We start from the raw sequence: 15,459 nt of genomic DNA, 5'->3' as shown, positions 1-15,459 counted from the left end.
GGCCGAAGGCGCGCAGGCCTCGTGCTAACCTCGATTCGAGTCGAAACGACCACCGGAATGCGGAGAAACCGATGACAACGCTCGCAACCGATGATCTCGCGTCTTCCCGGCCGCGCATGCGCGTCGCGGTGGTGATCGCGACGAAAGGGCGGCCAACCGCCACCGCGTGGGTCGTGCGTTTGCTCGCGCGGCAAACGGTACGGCCGGCTCAAGTCATTCTCTCAGGCAGCAGCGCAGACGATATCGGACCCTACGACGCCAACGGCTTACGCGTGACGGAAATCATCGGCACGGCGGGTTCGAGCGTGCAGCGCAATCGCGGGCTCGATGCGCTTCTGCCGGACATCGACGTGGTGGTCTTTCTCGACGACGACTTCGCGCCCGAGCGTCACTGGATCGAGCTTTGCGTGGAGCTGTTCGAGAGCGATGCGAATCTCGTGGGTTTTTCGGGGCGTACGCTGCGCGACGGCGCGAACACGCAACCGATCGCATGGGAAGAAGCCGTCGCGCTCGTGGACGGTGCGCAAGCCGAGGTGCTGCGGCGACCGCCGCTGCGTCCGTGTGCGGAGCTTTATGGCTGCAACATGGCGTGCCGCGCGCGGGCTGTCGCCGATCTGCGTTTCGACGAGCGTCTCGTGCTGTACGGCTGGCTCGAAGATAAGGACTTCTCACGACGCCTTGCGCGCCGTGGCGGGGTGGTCTATTGCGATTATCTGCTGGGCGTCCATCTCGGGTTGCGAGGCGGGCGCGTGTCGGGCCGGCGCTTCGGTTATTCGCAGGTGGTCAACGCGATGTACCTGTGCAACAAGGGCGTGATGTCGCGCAAGGAAGCGACCAGCAACATCCTGCGCGCGTTGAGCATGAACTGCGTGAAGTCGGTGCGCCCGGAGGCGCATCTCGACCGGCGCGGCAGGCTCATCGGCAACGTGATCGGCATTGCCGATCTGTGTATCGGCGCGGTGCGGCCCGAGCGCGCAGCGCGACTTTGAATTCGCGCGCAGCGCGCTTCACATACGACCGCCCTCAGTTCCCCGAACCGCGCGCGACGCGGCGTTGCTTGACCGCTTGCGCGAGCCCTTCGAGCACGCCCACGCTTTCGTCCCAGCCGATGCACGCGTCGGTGATGCTCTGGCCATAGGTCAGTTCGCAGCCTTCCTTGAGGTCCTGGCGGCCCGCCACGAGGTGCGACTCCACCATCACGCCGACGATGCGCTCGTCGCCCGACGCCACCTGGCGGCCGATATCGGCGCACACGGGAATCTGGTTCTCGTGCTTCTTCGAACTGTTGGCGTGGCTCGCGTCGATCATGAGGCGCGCGGCGAGCCCCGCCCGGCCGATGTCGCTGCACGCGGCGTCCACGCTTGGAGCATCGTAGTTCGGCGTCTTGCCGCCGCGCAGGATTACGTGGCAGTCCTCATTGCCCGCGGTCGAGACGATGGCCGAGTGGCCGCCCTTCGTTACCGAGAGGAAATGGTGCGGCTGCGACGCGGCCTTGATCGCGTCCACGGCTATTTTCACGTTGCCGTCCGTGCCGTTCTTGAAGCCCACCGGGCACGACAGCCCCGAAGCCAGCTCGCGGTGCACCTGCGATTCCGTTGTGCGCGCACCGATCGCGCCCCACGAGATCAGGTCGGCGATGTACTGCGGGCTGATCATGTCGAGATATTCGGTGCCGGCCGGCAGGCCCAGTTCGTTGATCGAGACGAGCAGTTCGCGCGCGGTGCGCAGACCATCGTTGATCTTGAAGCTGTTGTCCATGTACGGGTCGTTGATGAGGCCCTTCCAGCCCACCGTCGTGCGCGGCTTCTCGAAGTACACGCGCATCACGATCTCCAGTTCGTTCCTGAAGCGCTTGCGCTCTTCCACGAGCCTCTTCGCGTAGTCCACCGCGGCCTTGGTGTCGTGAATCGAGCACGGCCCGACGATCACGATCAGGCGGTCGTCCATGCCGTGCAGGATGCGATGCATGGCGCGGCGCGATTCGAAGATCAGCGTGGAGGCGGCTTCCGAGCACGGGAATTCGCGGATCAGGTGAGCGGGCGGCGTGAGTTCCTTGAGTTCGCGAATGCGGACATCGTCGGTGTTGTGCGGGGGCATGTCGTTTTCTCCTGATCCTGTGCGTAGCGTGCGTCGCGTGGACGGTGCTTCAAATCCGGTTAGATGAAGGCTGCAACTCGTGTGGTTGGGGCAAAAAAAAACCGCCAGTTCTGGCTGGCGGTTTCTCGTGTGTTCGGGGTCCTGCGCGTACTATCAACCCTCTCGATCCGCCAGCGGTCTGAGATACCAAAAGAAGTAAAAATAAAACTTCGTGGCGAACATGGCGATGGGTCTGAACGTTCGTTGCGTCGAAAGGGTGATTGCCTTTATAACCCGGCCTTCTCGTGGCTGGCAAGCGGGGTGCGGTAAAAAAGCGGCTTATCTGCGCAAAAAATGGTTCATGCGCAGAAAACCCGCACGGCGATGCGGAAATTCCGCGTCGCCGTGCATGGAATCCGCGCGCGCGACGGCTTAAACCGTGCCGCCCACCGTCATGCGGTCGATGCGCAGCGTTGGCTGGCCCACGCCCACCGGCACGCTCTGACCCTCCTTGCCGCACACACCCACGCCCGAATCCAGCCGCATGTCGTTGCCGATCATGCTCACGTACTTGAGCGATTCCGGGCCGCTGCCGATGAGCGTCGCGCCCTTCACGGGGTAGGTGATCTTGCCGTTTTCGATCATGTACGCCTCGGAAGCGGAAAACACGAACTTGCCGTTCGTGATGTCCACCTGGCCGCCGCCGAAGTTCACGGCATACAAACCGTTCTTCACCGAGCCGATGATTTCCTGCGGATCCTTGTCGCCGTTGAGCATGTACGTGTTCGTCATGCGCGGCATCGGGAGCGCCGCGTACGACTCGCGGCGCGCATTGCCCGTGACGGGCATCTTCATGAGGCGCGCATTCAGCGAGTCCTGAATGTAGCCCTTGAGGATGCCGTCTTCGATCAGCGTCGTGCACTGCGTGGGGTTGCCTTCGTCGTCGATGTTCAGGGACCCGCGGCGGTTGGGCAGCGTGCCGTCGTCCACCACGGTCACGCCCTTGGCGGCCACGCGCTCGCCGATGCGTCCCGCGAACGCCGACGAGCCCTTGCGGTTGAAGTCGCCTTCGAGACCATGGCCGATCGCCTCGTGCAGCAGCACGCCGGGCCAGCCCGGGCCGAGCACGACCGTCATCGCGCCCGCGGGCGCCGGGCGCGCTTCGAGGTTCACGAGCGCGGCGTGCACGGCGTCGTCCACGTACTTCGAGAGGATGTCGTCGGTGAAATAGGCGTAGTCGTAGCGGCCGCCGCCGCCGCCGTTGCCGATTTCGCGGCGGCCATTCTGCTCGGCGATCACCGTGACGGAGACGCGCACGAGCGGGCGGATGTCGGCGGCGAGCGCGCCGTCGCTGCGAGCGACGAGCACCACGTCGTACTCGCCCGCGAGCGCGGCCATGACCTGGGTGATGCGCGGGTCGCGCCCGCGCGCCATCTCCTCGATGCGTTCGAGCAGCTTCACCTTTTCGGTGGCGTCGAGCGAGGAGAGCGGATCGGACGGCAGATAGAGGTCGCGGCCCGCAATGCCCGTGAGCGACTTCGCTACCTGGATCTTCTGCTTGCCGCCGCCGGCTCTCGCGATTGAGCGCGTGGCGATGGCGGCCTGGCGGATCGCTTCGGGCGAGAGGTCGTCGGAGTAGGCGAAAGCGGTGCGCTCGCCGGACACGGCGCGCACGCCGACGCCCTGGTCGATGCTGAAGCTGCCCGACTTGACGATGCCTTCCTCCAGGCTCCATGCCTCGCTGCGCGTGGTCTGGAAGTAGAGGTCGGCGTAGTCGATGCGATGCGTGAAGATCTCGCCGAGCGTGCGCGTGAGCACTGCCTCGTCGAGGCCGTAGGGCGTGAGGAGCAGGTCCTTCGCGGTCGCCAGATTGCGGATGCCGGGTTCGATGATGTTCATGCGCTCTTTGGGATCAATCGATGAGTCTGTCAATGGAGATTCGGGCGCGGTGCTGCGAAATCAAGCGCCTTGCGGGTGGAATTCACATGGAATTCGAGGATATTCATTGGCGCAGGTGAGTCGTCACGCGCAGTCGAGCACGCGGTGCCGCCACGCGGGCAGGCTCGCGCGCACGCTGGCGATGCGTTCGAGGTCGATGTCGCCGGCCACGACACCCGCGCCCTCGTCGCGAACCGCGACGATCTCGCCCCACGGGTCGATCAGCATGGTATGGCCCCACGTGCGCCGGCCATTCTCGTGCGTGCCGCCTTGCGCTGCGGCGAGCACGTAGCACTGGTTCTCGATCGCACGCGCGCGCAGCAGGATTTCCCAGTGCGCGCGGCCGGTGGTGTAGGTGAACGCGGAAGGCACGACCATCAGCGCGCAGTCTCCCATGCGCCGGTACAGCTCGGGAAAGCGAAGATCGTAGCAGACCGACAGGCCGACGCGGCCTAACGGCGCCTCGAAGGTGCGCACCTCGGCGCCGGGCCGGATGGTGCGCGCTTCGTCGAATGATTCGGCGCCTTTTTCGAAGTTGAAGAGATGGATCTTGTCGTAGCGGGCGCGCTCCTCGCCGCTCGGGTCGTACACGAGCGTGGTGTTGAGCACACGGGTTTCTTCGGGCGCTTTGAGCGGCAAGGTCCCGCCGATGATCCACACGCCATGGCGCTTCGCGGCGTCGGCGAGAAAGCGCTGAATGGGCCCGTCGCCGTAGGGCTCGCGGATCGCGAGCTTGTCGCTGTCCTTGTGGCCCATGAAGCAAAAATATTCGGGCAGCAACACGAGGCGCGCGCCTGCGGCGGCGGCCTCGGCGATCAGCTTGTCCGCTTCGGCGAGATTGCGCTCGCGATCCGGCGTGCTGACCATCTGCAGCGCGGCGACGCGAAACGGGTCGAGAGGAGGAGCGCTCATCGGCAGATCGTGAATGGGATTCGGGGAAGATGGCGCGCCTCGCGCGTGCCCGCGGCGCGGCGCCCGGTGCCTAACTCAGTGCACTGCGGCCGGCGCCTGCGCGTCCATCTTACCCTGATCGCCATGCAGGCGCTCGACGTGCGGCTTGGCCCACGGGCCCGTGATCGCGAAGTCCATCGCAAAGGCATGCTCGATCGTGTGCGAGAGCACGACGTCGCCGATCAGCGCGCCCAGGCCGAAGAGCGGGTTGATGATGGCCGCCGCGACCACGCCCGCACCCGCGCTGACCGTCGGCACCACGTGCACGCGCAGGTCCTGGGTTTCGTGCGCGAGGTCGACGCTGCCCGCCATCGTCGCGCGCGCCGGAGCGGTGACGAGCTTGAAGTCGTTGGTGCTGCCAATACCGTTCTGGATTTGCGCGGTGGCCGTCGCGCTCGTGAAGGGCAGGCCTTCGCCGAGGATGTCGCGGAAGTCCGTGGTGGCGAAACGCGCGAGGCTTTGCAGGCTCAGCACGCCCAGCAGCCTCGCCACGCCCGGATCGACCTTGAGAATCTGGCCGTGGCGCAGGTCGAGCGTGAGATTGCCGTTGAGCGACGGGAAGTCGATGCGCGTGGGACCCCCTTGCCACGCCAGGTTGCCCGAGAGCGTGCCCGTGCCGTTCTTGAGCACATGCGGCTTGCCCGCGCGCACGAGCAGCGCGCCGGCGTCCTTGATTTCCAGATGGAAGTCGAGCGCGGTGCGGCGCGGCGTTTGCATGCCGGCGGCGGCCGAATCGTCGCCGGCGGCCGTGTCGCCCACCGCGCGCCAGTTTTCCGTGGCGGTGAGGTGCGCGTCCGGATTGCTGATGTCGAGCTGATCGAGCTGCCAGACGGGCACGCCGTTGTCGTCGAAGTTGTGGGCGTTCACCTGAAGGCGGCCCAGATCGCGGTCGCGCACGATGAGCTGGTTCACCACAAGGTCGATCGACGGCATGTTCTGCGCGGGCTGCGACATCGCCTGGCCGAGCAGATCGTTTTCCGTGGCGGCGGGCACCGTGAGCCGCGCGAGCCGCGCTTCGAGCGTGCCCGGCGCGCCCGGCACGGCGCCCGGCTTCCACGAGACGTGGCCCGAGACCTGGTTGGAAGCGACGTTGGCCTGCCATTCGTTGCCGCGCTCGCCGCTGCGCGACGCGCCGAGCACGACGTTCTCCCAGTGGCGCTTGAGCAGCGTGAGCATGCCGACGTGCACAGCGAAGCGCGACGGCAGGAACTGGCCGACCGCGCCGTCGGGGGCGAGCGGCGACGAGGCGGCGCTGGGCGCGGCGGCCGATGCGGGGTTTTGCGACCCGGCCGTGGCGGCGTTGGCCGCAGCCGCGGCCGATTCGGAGGCCGCGCCCGGCGCCGCGTTTTGAGCCATGCGCTCCGCAGCCCGTTCTGCCGCCGTTCGCGGCGGGGGAACCTGCGCGCGGACCCCGCTCGCGGGCGCTGGCGTCGAGCCTTGCGCCTGCGCCGCCGCCGTGCCGCGCAACTGCTGCACCACGGCGCGCCAGGCATCGGCGTCGAAGGTCGGCAGATCGACGGCGGCGGTCACGCCTTCCGAGGGCAGATCCGCTGGCCGGTTCATGCCGATCGCGCCGCGCACCACTTCCGGTACGTGGCCCGGATGGCGGCGCATCACGTAGCGCGCGGCAAGCGGGCCGAGCGTGAGTTCCGCGTGTTCGAAGGTGGCGTCGTCGGCTCTCGCGTCGGTGGCGGTGCCCGCGGGTGCGCCCGTGCCCGGCTGCAACTCGAAGTTCAGCGGCATCGGCGTGCCGGCCGCCTTGCCGAACGGCGCGGGCAGGTCGAGCGCGAGTCCGGTGAGATCGGCGTTGGCCTTCACGTCGGGCAGACGGCCGCGCTGGCCCGCCACCGAAAGCGAGTAGGGCGCCGCGCCCGAAAGCCGCCCGATCGCCGCCGCCGCCATGCCGTGCAGGTTCAGGCCGCGCGCCGCATCGACCGCGACGTCGCCCGCCACGTTCACCGCATAGTGCCCGTCGTCGCGCATGCCGCCGCTTGCGCGCAGGTCGCCGCCGAGAAAGTGCGCCGTGAGCCGGTCGACATCGGCGCTGTGGTTCGTGAAGCGCACGCGGCCGGTGAGGTTCGAGACCGGCGGCACGTTCTTCGCCGTGAGCGTGTTGTTCTCGAAGCCGATGGCGCCCGCGAGCAGCACCTTCGGCATCGGATGGCGCGGGATCGTGAGCTTGAGGGCGAGCGTGGACTGCCCCTGCGCGTGCACCTTGGCGGTGGCGTGCTTCGCGATGTAGCCGATCGAACTGTTGTCCGCATAGTCGAGCAGGTCCGCGAGCGGACCGCGCCCGCTGCCCTCGATCACGATATCGGAGCCCTTGATGCCCAGTTCCTCGATGCGCCCGCTCACGTTGCGCAGCACGAAGTTGCGATAGTGGCCGCGATCGACGTCGAAGCGCAGCTTGTTCTCGTGCAGCCTGAATGTGCCGTCGATGCCGTCGAACGCGGGCCAGACGTTCGGCGCGCCGTTGCGCATCTTGCGCGGCGGGAACGGCGACGGGTCGAAGCGCCCGCCCGTGAACGGCGCGACGATGCGGAACTGGCCGGCGTCCGGATCGCGCGAGTAGGGGAATTTGGTGAGGTCGCCGTGAATCTCGATCGTCGCGCCCTTCGACATGCCCGCCTGCAGGCCGTGGCCGAGATAGATGCGCGTCTTTTCGGTGATGGCGGTGGGCAGGTAGCGCGGGATGGCCCTGACCCTGGCCTCGTCGAAGTGCGCGACGAGATCGAGCGAGCCGCGCCCCTGACCGGGATTCGTGTAGTGCGCGGTCATCTTCGCGCGCGCGTCGGCGTTTTCGACGCCCAGGTTCGCGACGTCGACGGTGAACGCCTTCAGCCGCTTGCCGGGCTCGCGTTCGGCGGCCACGGTCCATTTGGCCGCGCCGTAGAGCCGGTCGAACGTGAGGCGCGGATTGTCGAAGACGCCGGGCAGCGTGATGGCCACGTTGGTCGTATCGAGGTCGATCGTGCCGTGCGACTCGTCGGCGTCGATATGCCCCCACAGGTTCTCGACTCCCGGCAGCCCCGCGCGCGGATGGCCGCGCGGCGTGAGGCCCGGCCCCGGCTCCTGCGCGTTCACGCTGATGCCTTGCAGGTCGCCCTTGAAGCGATAGCGCGTGACCGGCTCGGCGCTCGTCGTGCGCTGCTCGGCGGCCGCTTCGCCCGATTCGGGCTGCGCGCGCTCGAGCGCGAGATCGTAGTTCGCCACCAGGCCGCGCGGGTCGAAGCGCACGAGCGCGCCCTGCACGCGAGCGGGCAGCGGCAGCGCGCGCATGAACTCGGCGAGGATGCCCAGATCGATGCGGTCGCCGCGCACGCTGACGAGCTGGCCGTGCTGCAGCGTTTGCTGGCGAAAGCGCGCGTCGAGCGTGGAGAGCGCGAGCGAGCGCGTGAGCGGCGTGCCGTCGTCGAGCGGCGGCTGGCCGAGTTCGGCGTGGAAGTCGCGCAGCTTGAGTGCGTAGTCGCCGGGCTGGATGCCCACGCTCCACTGGAAGCTCGCGACGGGCATGTCGAGCACCGGCTGCGTGGGCCGCGTGCGCAGCGAAATGTTCGTGCCTTCTAGCGCGCCGCTTGCGTCGAGGATGCGGCCATTGGAGAAACGCGCCCAGATCGAGTTGTCGATGCGCCCGGCGTAGGTGGCGATCGGGATGTTGATGTAGCGCGCGAGCGTGGGGAGATCGACGGGGCCGGTCGAGAGGTAGGTGTCGCCGGTCCAGCCGATAGGCTTGCCCGCCTGCGCGTGGTGCGCGTGCGTGAAGTGCGCGCGGAAGTCGAGCGGGCCGTGCAGCACGGTGCCTTCGGCCGGCGCCTGGAGCGCGACACGGTGGTCGTAGCCGTCGTTGAGAATCGCGAGGCGAATGTGCGAAAGCGCGAGGTCGGGCACGTTGCGCGTGGCGTCGTGCCAGCGCAGCGTGCCGCCGCGCAGCACGATGGCCTCCTGGCGCATGAGCCAGGTCGTGAAGTTGGCGTTGCCCGTGTGGGCGGTGGGCACCGGCACGCCCGCCACGGTGAGCGTGCCGTCGTCCTCGCGCGCGATATGAACGTCGGGCTGTTCGACCACGATGCTCGACAGCAGCGGTTCGAGCAGCACGACCGAGCGCCACGACACCGAGGCCGTGGCGTGCGGCACGTCGAGCGCGACGTTGCCGTGGCGGTCGCGAATCGTCAGATCGGTGATGTCGATGCCTGGCTGAAAGCCCGACCAGTGCGGCGCGAGCTTGCCGATGCGGAATTCGGCGTGAATCCTGGAGGAGACGAGTTGCTCGATGCGCGGGCGGAAGTTGTCCACGTACGGCAGCACGACGTAGCGCAGGCCGAGCAGCAGCACCGAGACGACGAAATACAGGACGAGCGCGAAGATCGCCAGCACGCGCAGCGTGTGGCGCAGGACCGGGTGATGGTGGTGCGGCCCCTCGGGCTCCGTAGCCTGGCTGGCATGTCCAGATCGGGGTAGGCCGGCGTGGTCGTTTCGCTCGGACATGCTGCGGCGGGTGGGGTATGGTAGCGTTGCGTTCTAACGACGAAATGTATCACAGAGGGGCGTCAAAACGCCCATCCGGAGAAGCCGGGATGGCCGCGCGGCGCGTAACCCGCATGGTCTTTCGCACCGCAGCGGCGGCGACGCCGGACGCATCGGCCACGCGCACTGCCGCGGTCGAACCATCGATATCGGCATCGTCGCATCGACACTGTCATCAACCCAGGCGCGCAGCGAAACCACAGCGGATAGCGGGCCTTCCCGGCAAGCAGCACTTCATGACCGACATTCCCCTTCTGAGTTCCAGCTATTCCCGTTATGCGGCACGGGCTTGCGCCGCGCGCCCCGAACTGGCGGCGCAGGTCGAGGCGCTGGCCGCCGCGCCGCTTTCGCGCGAGCGCATCGTCGCGCGGCTCGACGCGTTGAGCGGGCAAGTGCTTACCGCAGCAAACGCTGCACCCGGCGCGCCGCTGAACGACGAGCAGTTGAAGAAAGTCCTGCGCCAGTTGCGCGCGGAAGTGATCTGCGCGGTGATGGAGCGCGACCTCGGCGGCGTGGCGGACGTCGCCGAAGTGACCGGCACCATGACCGATCTGGCCGAAGTCGCGATCCAGCGCGCGCTCGCCTGCGTGAGCGCCGACCTCGAGACGCTCTTCGGCGAGCCGCGCGGCCCGGGCGGCGAGCGTCTCACGCTCGGCGTGGTGGGCATGGGCAAGCTGGGCGGGCGCGAGCTGAACGTTTCGTCGGACATCGACCTGATCTTCGTGTACGAGGACGACGGCGAAACCACGGGCGGCCAGCGCCCGCCCATCGCCACGCAGGACTTCTTCACGCGCGTGGGCAAGCGCCTGATCGGCGCGCTCTCCGACGTGACGGCCGATGGCTTCGTGTTCCGCGTGGATATGCGCCTGCGCCCGAACGGCGACTCCGGGCCGCTCGTGTGCAGCCTCGGCATGCTCGAAGAGTACTTCTACGTGCAGGGCCGCGAGTGGGAACGCTACGCGTGGATCAAGGGGCGGCTCGTTTCCGAAGATCAGAGCGACAGCGTGCTGCGTCTTGCGCGCCAGCTCGATTCGCTCGTGAAGCCCTTTGTTTACCGGCGCTACCTGGACTTCGGCGTGATCAGCGCGATCCGCTCCCTGCACGTGCAGATTCGCCAGGAAGCGCAGCGGCGCGCCATGATGCGCCCCGACAAGGCCGACGACATCAAGCTCGGACGCGGCGGGATTCGCGAGATCGAATTCAGCGCCCAGGTGTTCCAGTTGATTCGCGGCGGCCAGGACGCGGGTTTTCGCGTGCGCCCGACGCTCGCCGTGCTCGGCTACGCCGCCGCGCGCGGCTTGATCGCCCCCGAGGTGTGCGGCGAGCTAACGCGCGCCTACCACTTTCTGCGTGAGCTGGAGCATCGCCTGCAGTACCGCGACGACGCGCAAACGCACGCCATGCCCGTCGACGCCGGGGAGCGCGCCGCGCTCGCGAAATCGATGGGCTTCGCCGACTACGCCGCGTTGATGACGACGCTCGACGGCCATCGCGGGAAGGTCGAGCGCCAGTTCGTGCAGATTTTCTCCGACAAGGTGGGCGGCGAGGGCGGCTGCGGCGCTTCCGAAGACGGCGCGGCGGCGTGGGTGTGGAGCGGCGCGCTCGTGGACGAGGGCGCCGACGCCACGTTGCTCGAACGCCTCACGGAACTGGGCATCGACGATCCTGCGCCGCTGCTCGCGCGCCTGCGCGGCCTCTGGCAGTCGTCGCGCTATGCGGGGCTGCCCGAGAGAAGCCGCGAGCGTTTCGACAGCGTCGCGCAGCGCGCGCTCGAAGCGGCGCGCACGCTGGAGCCGCGCGAGCGCCGCGGCGACACGCTCGCGCGCATGTTCGACCTGCTCGAAGCCGTGATCCGGCGCGGCGCGTATCTCGCGCTCCTCACCGAATACCCGGACGCGCTCAACCGCGTGCTCAAGGTGCTGGGCGGCTCGCGCTGGGCGGCGGGCTATCTGATCCGCCATCCGCAACTGCTCGACGAATTGCTCGACGACGAAGCGGTGGCGTCGCCCTTCGACTGGCCCGAGTTTTCGCGCCTGTTGCGCGCGCGCCTTGCCGCTGCCGCCGACGTCGAGCAGCTGATGGACCTGCTGCGTCACGCGCACCAGGCCGAGGTGTTCCGCATCCTGCTCAACGATCTCGCGGGGCGGCTTTCGGTGGAGCACGTGAGCGACCGGCTCTCCGAGCTAGCCGACGCCGTGCTCGACGTGACCATCGAGACCGTGTGGAAGCAGTTCGCCAAACGCCATCGCGAAGTGCCGCGCTTCGCGGCGATCGCGTACGGGAAGCTTGGCGGCAAGGAGCTGGGCTACGCGTCGGACCTCGACATCATCTTTCTTTACGAAGACGAGGACGAGCGCGCCTCGGAGATCTACGCGACCTTCGCGCGCCGCCTCATCACGTGGCTCACCACGGCCACGGGCGCGGGCACGCTGTTCGACGTCGATCTGCGCTTGCGGCCGAACGGCGAGTCGGGCCTCCTCGTGACCGACCTCGACGCATTCCGCCGCTACCAGTTGCGCGAGGGCGACGCCGCGAATACGGCGTGGGTCTGGGAGCACCAGGCGCTCACGCGCGCGCGCTTCTCGGCCGGGGACGCGGCGATCGGCAGCGCCTTCGAGGCGATCCGCGTGCAGGTGCTGACCACGCCGCGCGACGCCGCGCCGCTCGCGAAGGAAATCGTCGAGATGCGACAGCGCGTGGAAGACGGCCACCCGAACCGCACCGAACTCTTCGACCTGAAGCACGACCGCGGCGGTATGGTCGATATCGAGTTCCTCGTGCAGTACTGGGTATTGCTGCACGCGGCACAGGACGCGGAGTTGATCCGCAATACGGGCAATATCGCGCTGCTGCGCGAAGTGTCGCGCTTCGGGCTCATGAGCGAGGAGGAGGCCGAAACGATAGGCTCGGCGTACCGGCTCTATCGCAAGCTGCAACACCAGTTGCGGCTCGACGGCATGGAGAAGGCGCGGGTCGATCCGGCGCGCGTTGCGCGCGAGCGCGAGACGGTGCTGGCGTTGTGGAAGCGGGTGTTCGGGGAGCGGGGGGAGGCTTAGGGCCTCAGTGACTCAGGGATATCCGGGCCGCCATCAGCAGAAAGGCGCGCCTTCACGCCGCCAGCATCTCCTTCGCATGGCGTCGGGTCGTCGCGGTTATCTCCAGCCCGCCGAGCATACGCGCGACCTCCTCCACGCGGCCGCCCCTGTCGAGCGGCATGACCGACGAAACCGTGCCGCCGTTGCCGTCGCCGGACTTCGCCACCTGGAAGTGGTGATCGCCGCGCGCCGCGACCTGCGGCAAGTGCGTGACGCACAGCACCTGGCGCGCGCGCCCGAGCTGGTGCAGCAAACGCCCCACCACTTCGGCCACGCCCCCGCCGATGCCGGTATCGACCTCATCGAAGATCAGCGTGGGCGTGGGGCTCGCCGCGCTCGCGATCACGGCGAGCGCGAGACTGATACGCGCGAGTTCGCCGCCCGAGGCGATTTTCGCGAGCGGGCGCAGCGGCACGCCGGCATGGCCCGCCACGCGGAATTCGATCTGCTCCAGACCATGCGCGCCGCCGATCGGCTCGCCGTTCGAACTGCCGAGCGCCACGAGCGCGACTTCGAAACTCCCGCCCGCCATCGACAGTTCCTGCATGCCCTGCGTAACCGCCGCGCCGAGTGCCTTAGCCGCCTTGGCGCGCGCCTTTGAGAGCTGGCGCGCCTGCACGAGATACGCTTCCTGCGCCTTCTGCTCGGCGGCGCGCAGGCCGTCGAGGTCGGACGCGGCGTCGAGCGTCGCGAGCTGCTGGCGGCGCGACGCGTGTTCCTCGGGCAGCGTTTCGGCCGGAAGGCGGAACTTGCGCGCCGTCGAATGCAGCGCGTCGAGGCGCCGTTCCACCTGCGCGAGATGTTGCGGATCGAGATCGAGACGTTGCGCGTAATGCGAAAGCGAATACGCCGCTTCCTGGATCTGGATCGCGGCCGGTTCGAGCGCGGCGAGCGCGTCGTTGAGTTCGGCGTCGACCTCGGCGAGGCCGCGCAGCTTCGAGACGATCGAGTTCAGTTGCGAGAGCATCGCCTCGTCGGATTCGGATAGCGCCGCGAGCGCGCCCTGGACGCCTTCGATCAGGTTGGCCGAGTTCGAAAGCCGCACGTGCTCCGCGTTCACCTCTGCCCATTCGCCCGGCTGCGGCGCGAGCTTGTCGAGTTCGGCGAGCTGCCACGCGAGGCGCTCGCGCTCGAGCTGCAGTTCGCGGTCGCGCGACATGGCGCTTTGCAGGGCGAGACGCGCGTCGCGCGCGCCGCGCCACGCGCGCGTGACCGTGGCGGCGAGATCCGTGAGGCCCGCGTGCGTGTCGAACAGTTCGCGCTGCGCGTCGGGGCGCATGAGCAGTTGGTGCGCATGCTGGCCGTGGATGTCCACGAGCATTTCGCCCAGTTCGCGCAACTGCGCGAGCGTGGCGGGCGTGCCGTTGATGAACGCGCGCGAGCGCCCGTTGCTGTCCACCACGCGGCGCATCATGACGGTGTGCTCGCCGTCGCCGTTCGCGAGCGCCTGCTCGTCGAGCCAAAGCGCCGCGTGCGCCGGCACATCGAACTCGGCGGTGATGTCGGCGCGGTTCTCGCCCGTGCGCACGACGCTCGCGTCAGCGCGCGTGCCGAGCGTGAGCGCGAGGGCGTCGATCAGGATCGACTTGCCCGCGCCCGTTTCGCCGGAAAACACGGTGAAGCCGCTATCGAATTCGAGGTCGAGCGCCGCGACGATCACGAAGTCGCGAATCGAGAGATGGCGAAGCATGGCGTCTGGTTCTTTTCTGGTTGGCTTTGATTACCGTGGCACGGCTCGCTGTATGGGCAACTGCGGCAACTGCGTGACGACTGCGTGGCAGCGCACGCGCGCGTCGCACGAAGACGCAGGTTTAGTCCTCCGGATCGCCCTGCAGCGACGGGTGCTCGTTCCAGTGCAGCTTCTTGCGCAGCGTGCGGAAATAGCTGTAGCCGACCGGATGCAGGAAGGGCACGGTATGACGCGAGCGGCGCACCTCGATCACGTCGTTCAGTTCGAGCGCCGTGAACGACTGCATGTCGAAATTCACGTTGACGTCGCGGCCCGCCACGATCTGGATGCTTACCTTGGAGTCGTCGGGCAGCACGATCGGGCGATTCGAGAGCGCGTGCGGCGCGATCGGCACGAGCACGATGCCCTGCAACTGCGGATGCAGGATCGGCCCCTGCGACGAGAGCGCGTAAGCGGTCGAACCCGTGGGCGTGGCGACGATCAAGCCGTCCGAGCGCTGGTTGTACATGAAGCGGCCATCCACGTTCACACGCAGTTCGGCCATGCCCGAAAAGCCGCTACGGTTCACGACCACGTCGTTGAAGGCGAGCGCGTGGTAGATCGGGTCGCCGTCGCGCGTGATGCGCGACTCCAGCAGCGAGCGCTCCTCGCGTTCGAACGAGCCGGCGAGCAGTTGCGGCACGACCTCCTGCATCTCGGAGAACGCGATGTCGGTAATGAAGCCGAGCCGCCCGTGGTTGATGCCGATGAGCGGCGTGCGGTAAGGCGCGAGCTGGCGGCCGATGCCGAGCATGGTGCCGTCGCCGCCGAGCACGACGGCCACGTCCGCGCGGGCGCCGATCTCGGCGGGCTGCAGCGCGGGATAGCCCTGCGCGCCGATTTCCTCTGCGGTCTGCGCTTCGAACACGACCTCGAAGCCGCGCTTCGAAATGGTCTGGGCGAGCGCCGACAGCGGCTCGGCGATACCTGGCGTATTGCTGCGCCCAACGAGCGCAACCGTCTTGAACTGGCTCTGGATCTTCTGGATCTGCATGCCGGCATTACACCATAGTCACGTCGCGAAAAGAACCTGGCGCAGGCCGGGACAGGGCCGCCGGGCCTTGCGCGCCGTGCCTTCCGGCCCGACGCCGGTGACACGGCGATGACAAAGCGCGCGGTATCGCGCGAAGCACGAGCCCGCCGCGT

8 protein-coding genes are annotated in these 15,459 nt (G+C 68.0%); 2 read left to right on the top strand and 6 right to left on the bottom strand.

Features of this window, described 5'->3' with window-relative positions; genetic code table 11:
* Positions 1-71: 71 nt before the first annotated feature.
* Complete coding sequence (locus tag U5768_RS12715) at positions 72-989, top strand: glycosyltransferase (protein WP_322030748.1); 918 nt, start codon at positions 72-74, stop codon at positions 987-989.
* 34 nt (positions 990-1,023) lie between these two features.
* Here U5768_RS12715 and aroG read toward each other — a convergent pair whose 3' ends face one another.
* The 4 genes from aroG to U5768_RS12695 all read right to left on the bottom strand — a co-directional run bounded on the left by aroG (position 1,024) and on the right by U5768_RS12695 (position 9,450).
* Complete coding sequence (gene aroG / locus U5768_RS12710; protein WP_322030747.1) at positions 1,024-2,097, bottom strand: 3-deoxy-7-phosphoheptulonate synthase AroG; 1,074 nt, start codon at positions 2,095-2,097, stop codon at positions 1,024-1,026.
* A gap of 411 nt (positions 2,098-2,508) precedes the next feature.
* The gene (gene tldD, locus U5768_RS12705) at positions 2,509-3,975 is read right to left on the bottom strand and encodes a metalloprotease TldD (protein WP_322030746.1); all 1,467 of its coding nucleotides are present in this window, start codon (positions 3,973-3,975) and stop codon (positions 2,509-2,511) included.
* A 123-nt stretch (positions 3,976-4,098) separates the two neighbouring features.
* Complete coding sequence (locus U5768_RS12700) at positions 4,099-4,926, bottom strand: carbon-nitrogen hydrolase family protein (RefSeq protein ID WP_322030745.1); 828 nt, start codon at positions 4,924-4,926, stop codon at positions 4,099-4,101.
* A 75-nt stretch (positions 4,927-5,001) separates the two neighbouring features.
* Complete coding sequence (locus U5768_RS12695; RefSeq protein ID WP_322030744.1) at positions 5,002-9,450, bottom strand: YhdP family protein; 4,449 nt, start codon at positions 9,448-9,450, stop codon at positions 5,002-5,004.
* A gap of 275 nt (positions 9,451-9,725) precedes the next feature.
* On the opposite strand from U5768_RS12695, the gene glnE reads away from it, so the two are divergent.
* Positions 9,726-12,545 carry a bifunctional [glutamate--ammonia ligase]-adenylyl-L-tyrosine phosphorylase/[glutamate--ammonia-ligase] adenylyltransferase gene (gene glnE, locus U5768_RS12690; protein ID WP_322030743.1) on the top strand — a complete coding sequence of 940 codons (2,820 nt, stop codon included), beginning with the start codon at positions 9,726-9,728 and terminating at the stop codon, positions 12,543-12,545.
* 52 nt (positions 12,546-12,597) lie between these two features.
* Here the strand turns inward: glnE and recN are convergent, their stop codons facing one another.
* Complete coding sequence (gene recN / locus U5768_RS12685) at positions 12,598-14,274, bottom strand: DNA repair protein RecN (protein WP_322030742.1); 1,677 nt, start codon at positions 14,272-14,274, stop codon at positions 12,598-12,600.
* 121 nt (positions 14,275-14,395) lie between these two features.
* On the bottom strand, positions 14,396-15,307 hold the full coding sequence (locus U5768_RS12680; RefSeq protein ID WP_322030741.1) for an NAD kinase: 912 nt from the start codon (positions 15,305-15,307) through the stop codon (positions 14,396-14,398).
* Positions 15,308-15,459 lie beyond the last annotated feature (152 nt).

The sequence above is a fragment of the Paraburkholderia sp. J76 genome (assembly GCF_905220295.1).
In the GTDB taxonomy this organism is placed as follows: domain Bacteria; phylum Pseudomonadota; class Gammaproteobacteria; order Burkholderiales; family Burkholderiaceae; genus Paraburkholderia.
Note: the sequence above shows the minus strand (reverse complement) of the source record. Positions and strands in the feature narration are given on the sequence as shown.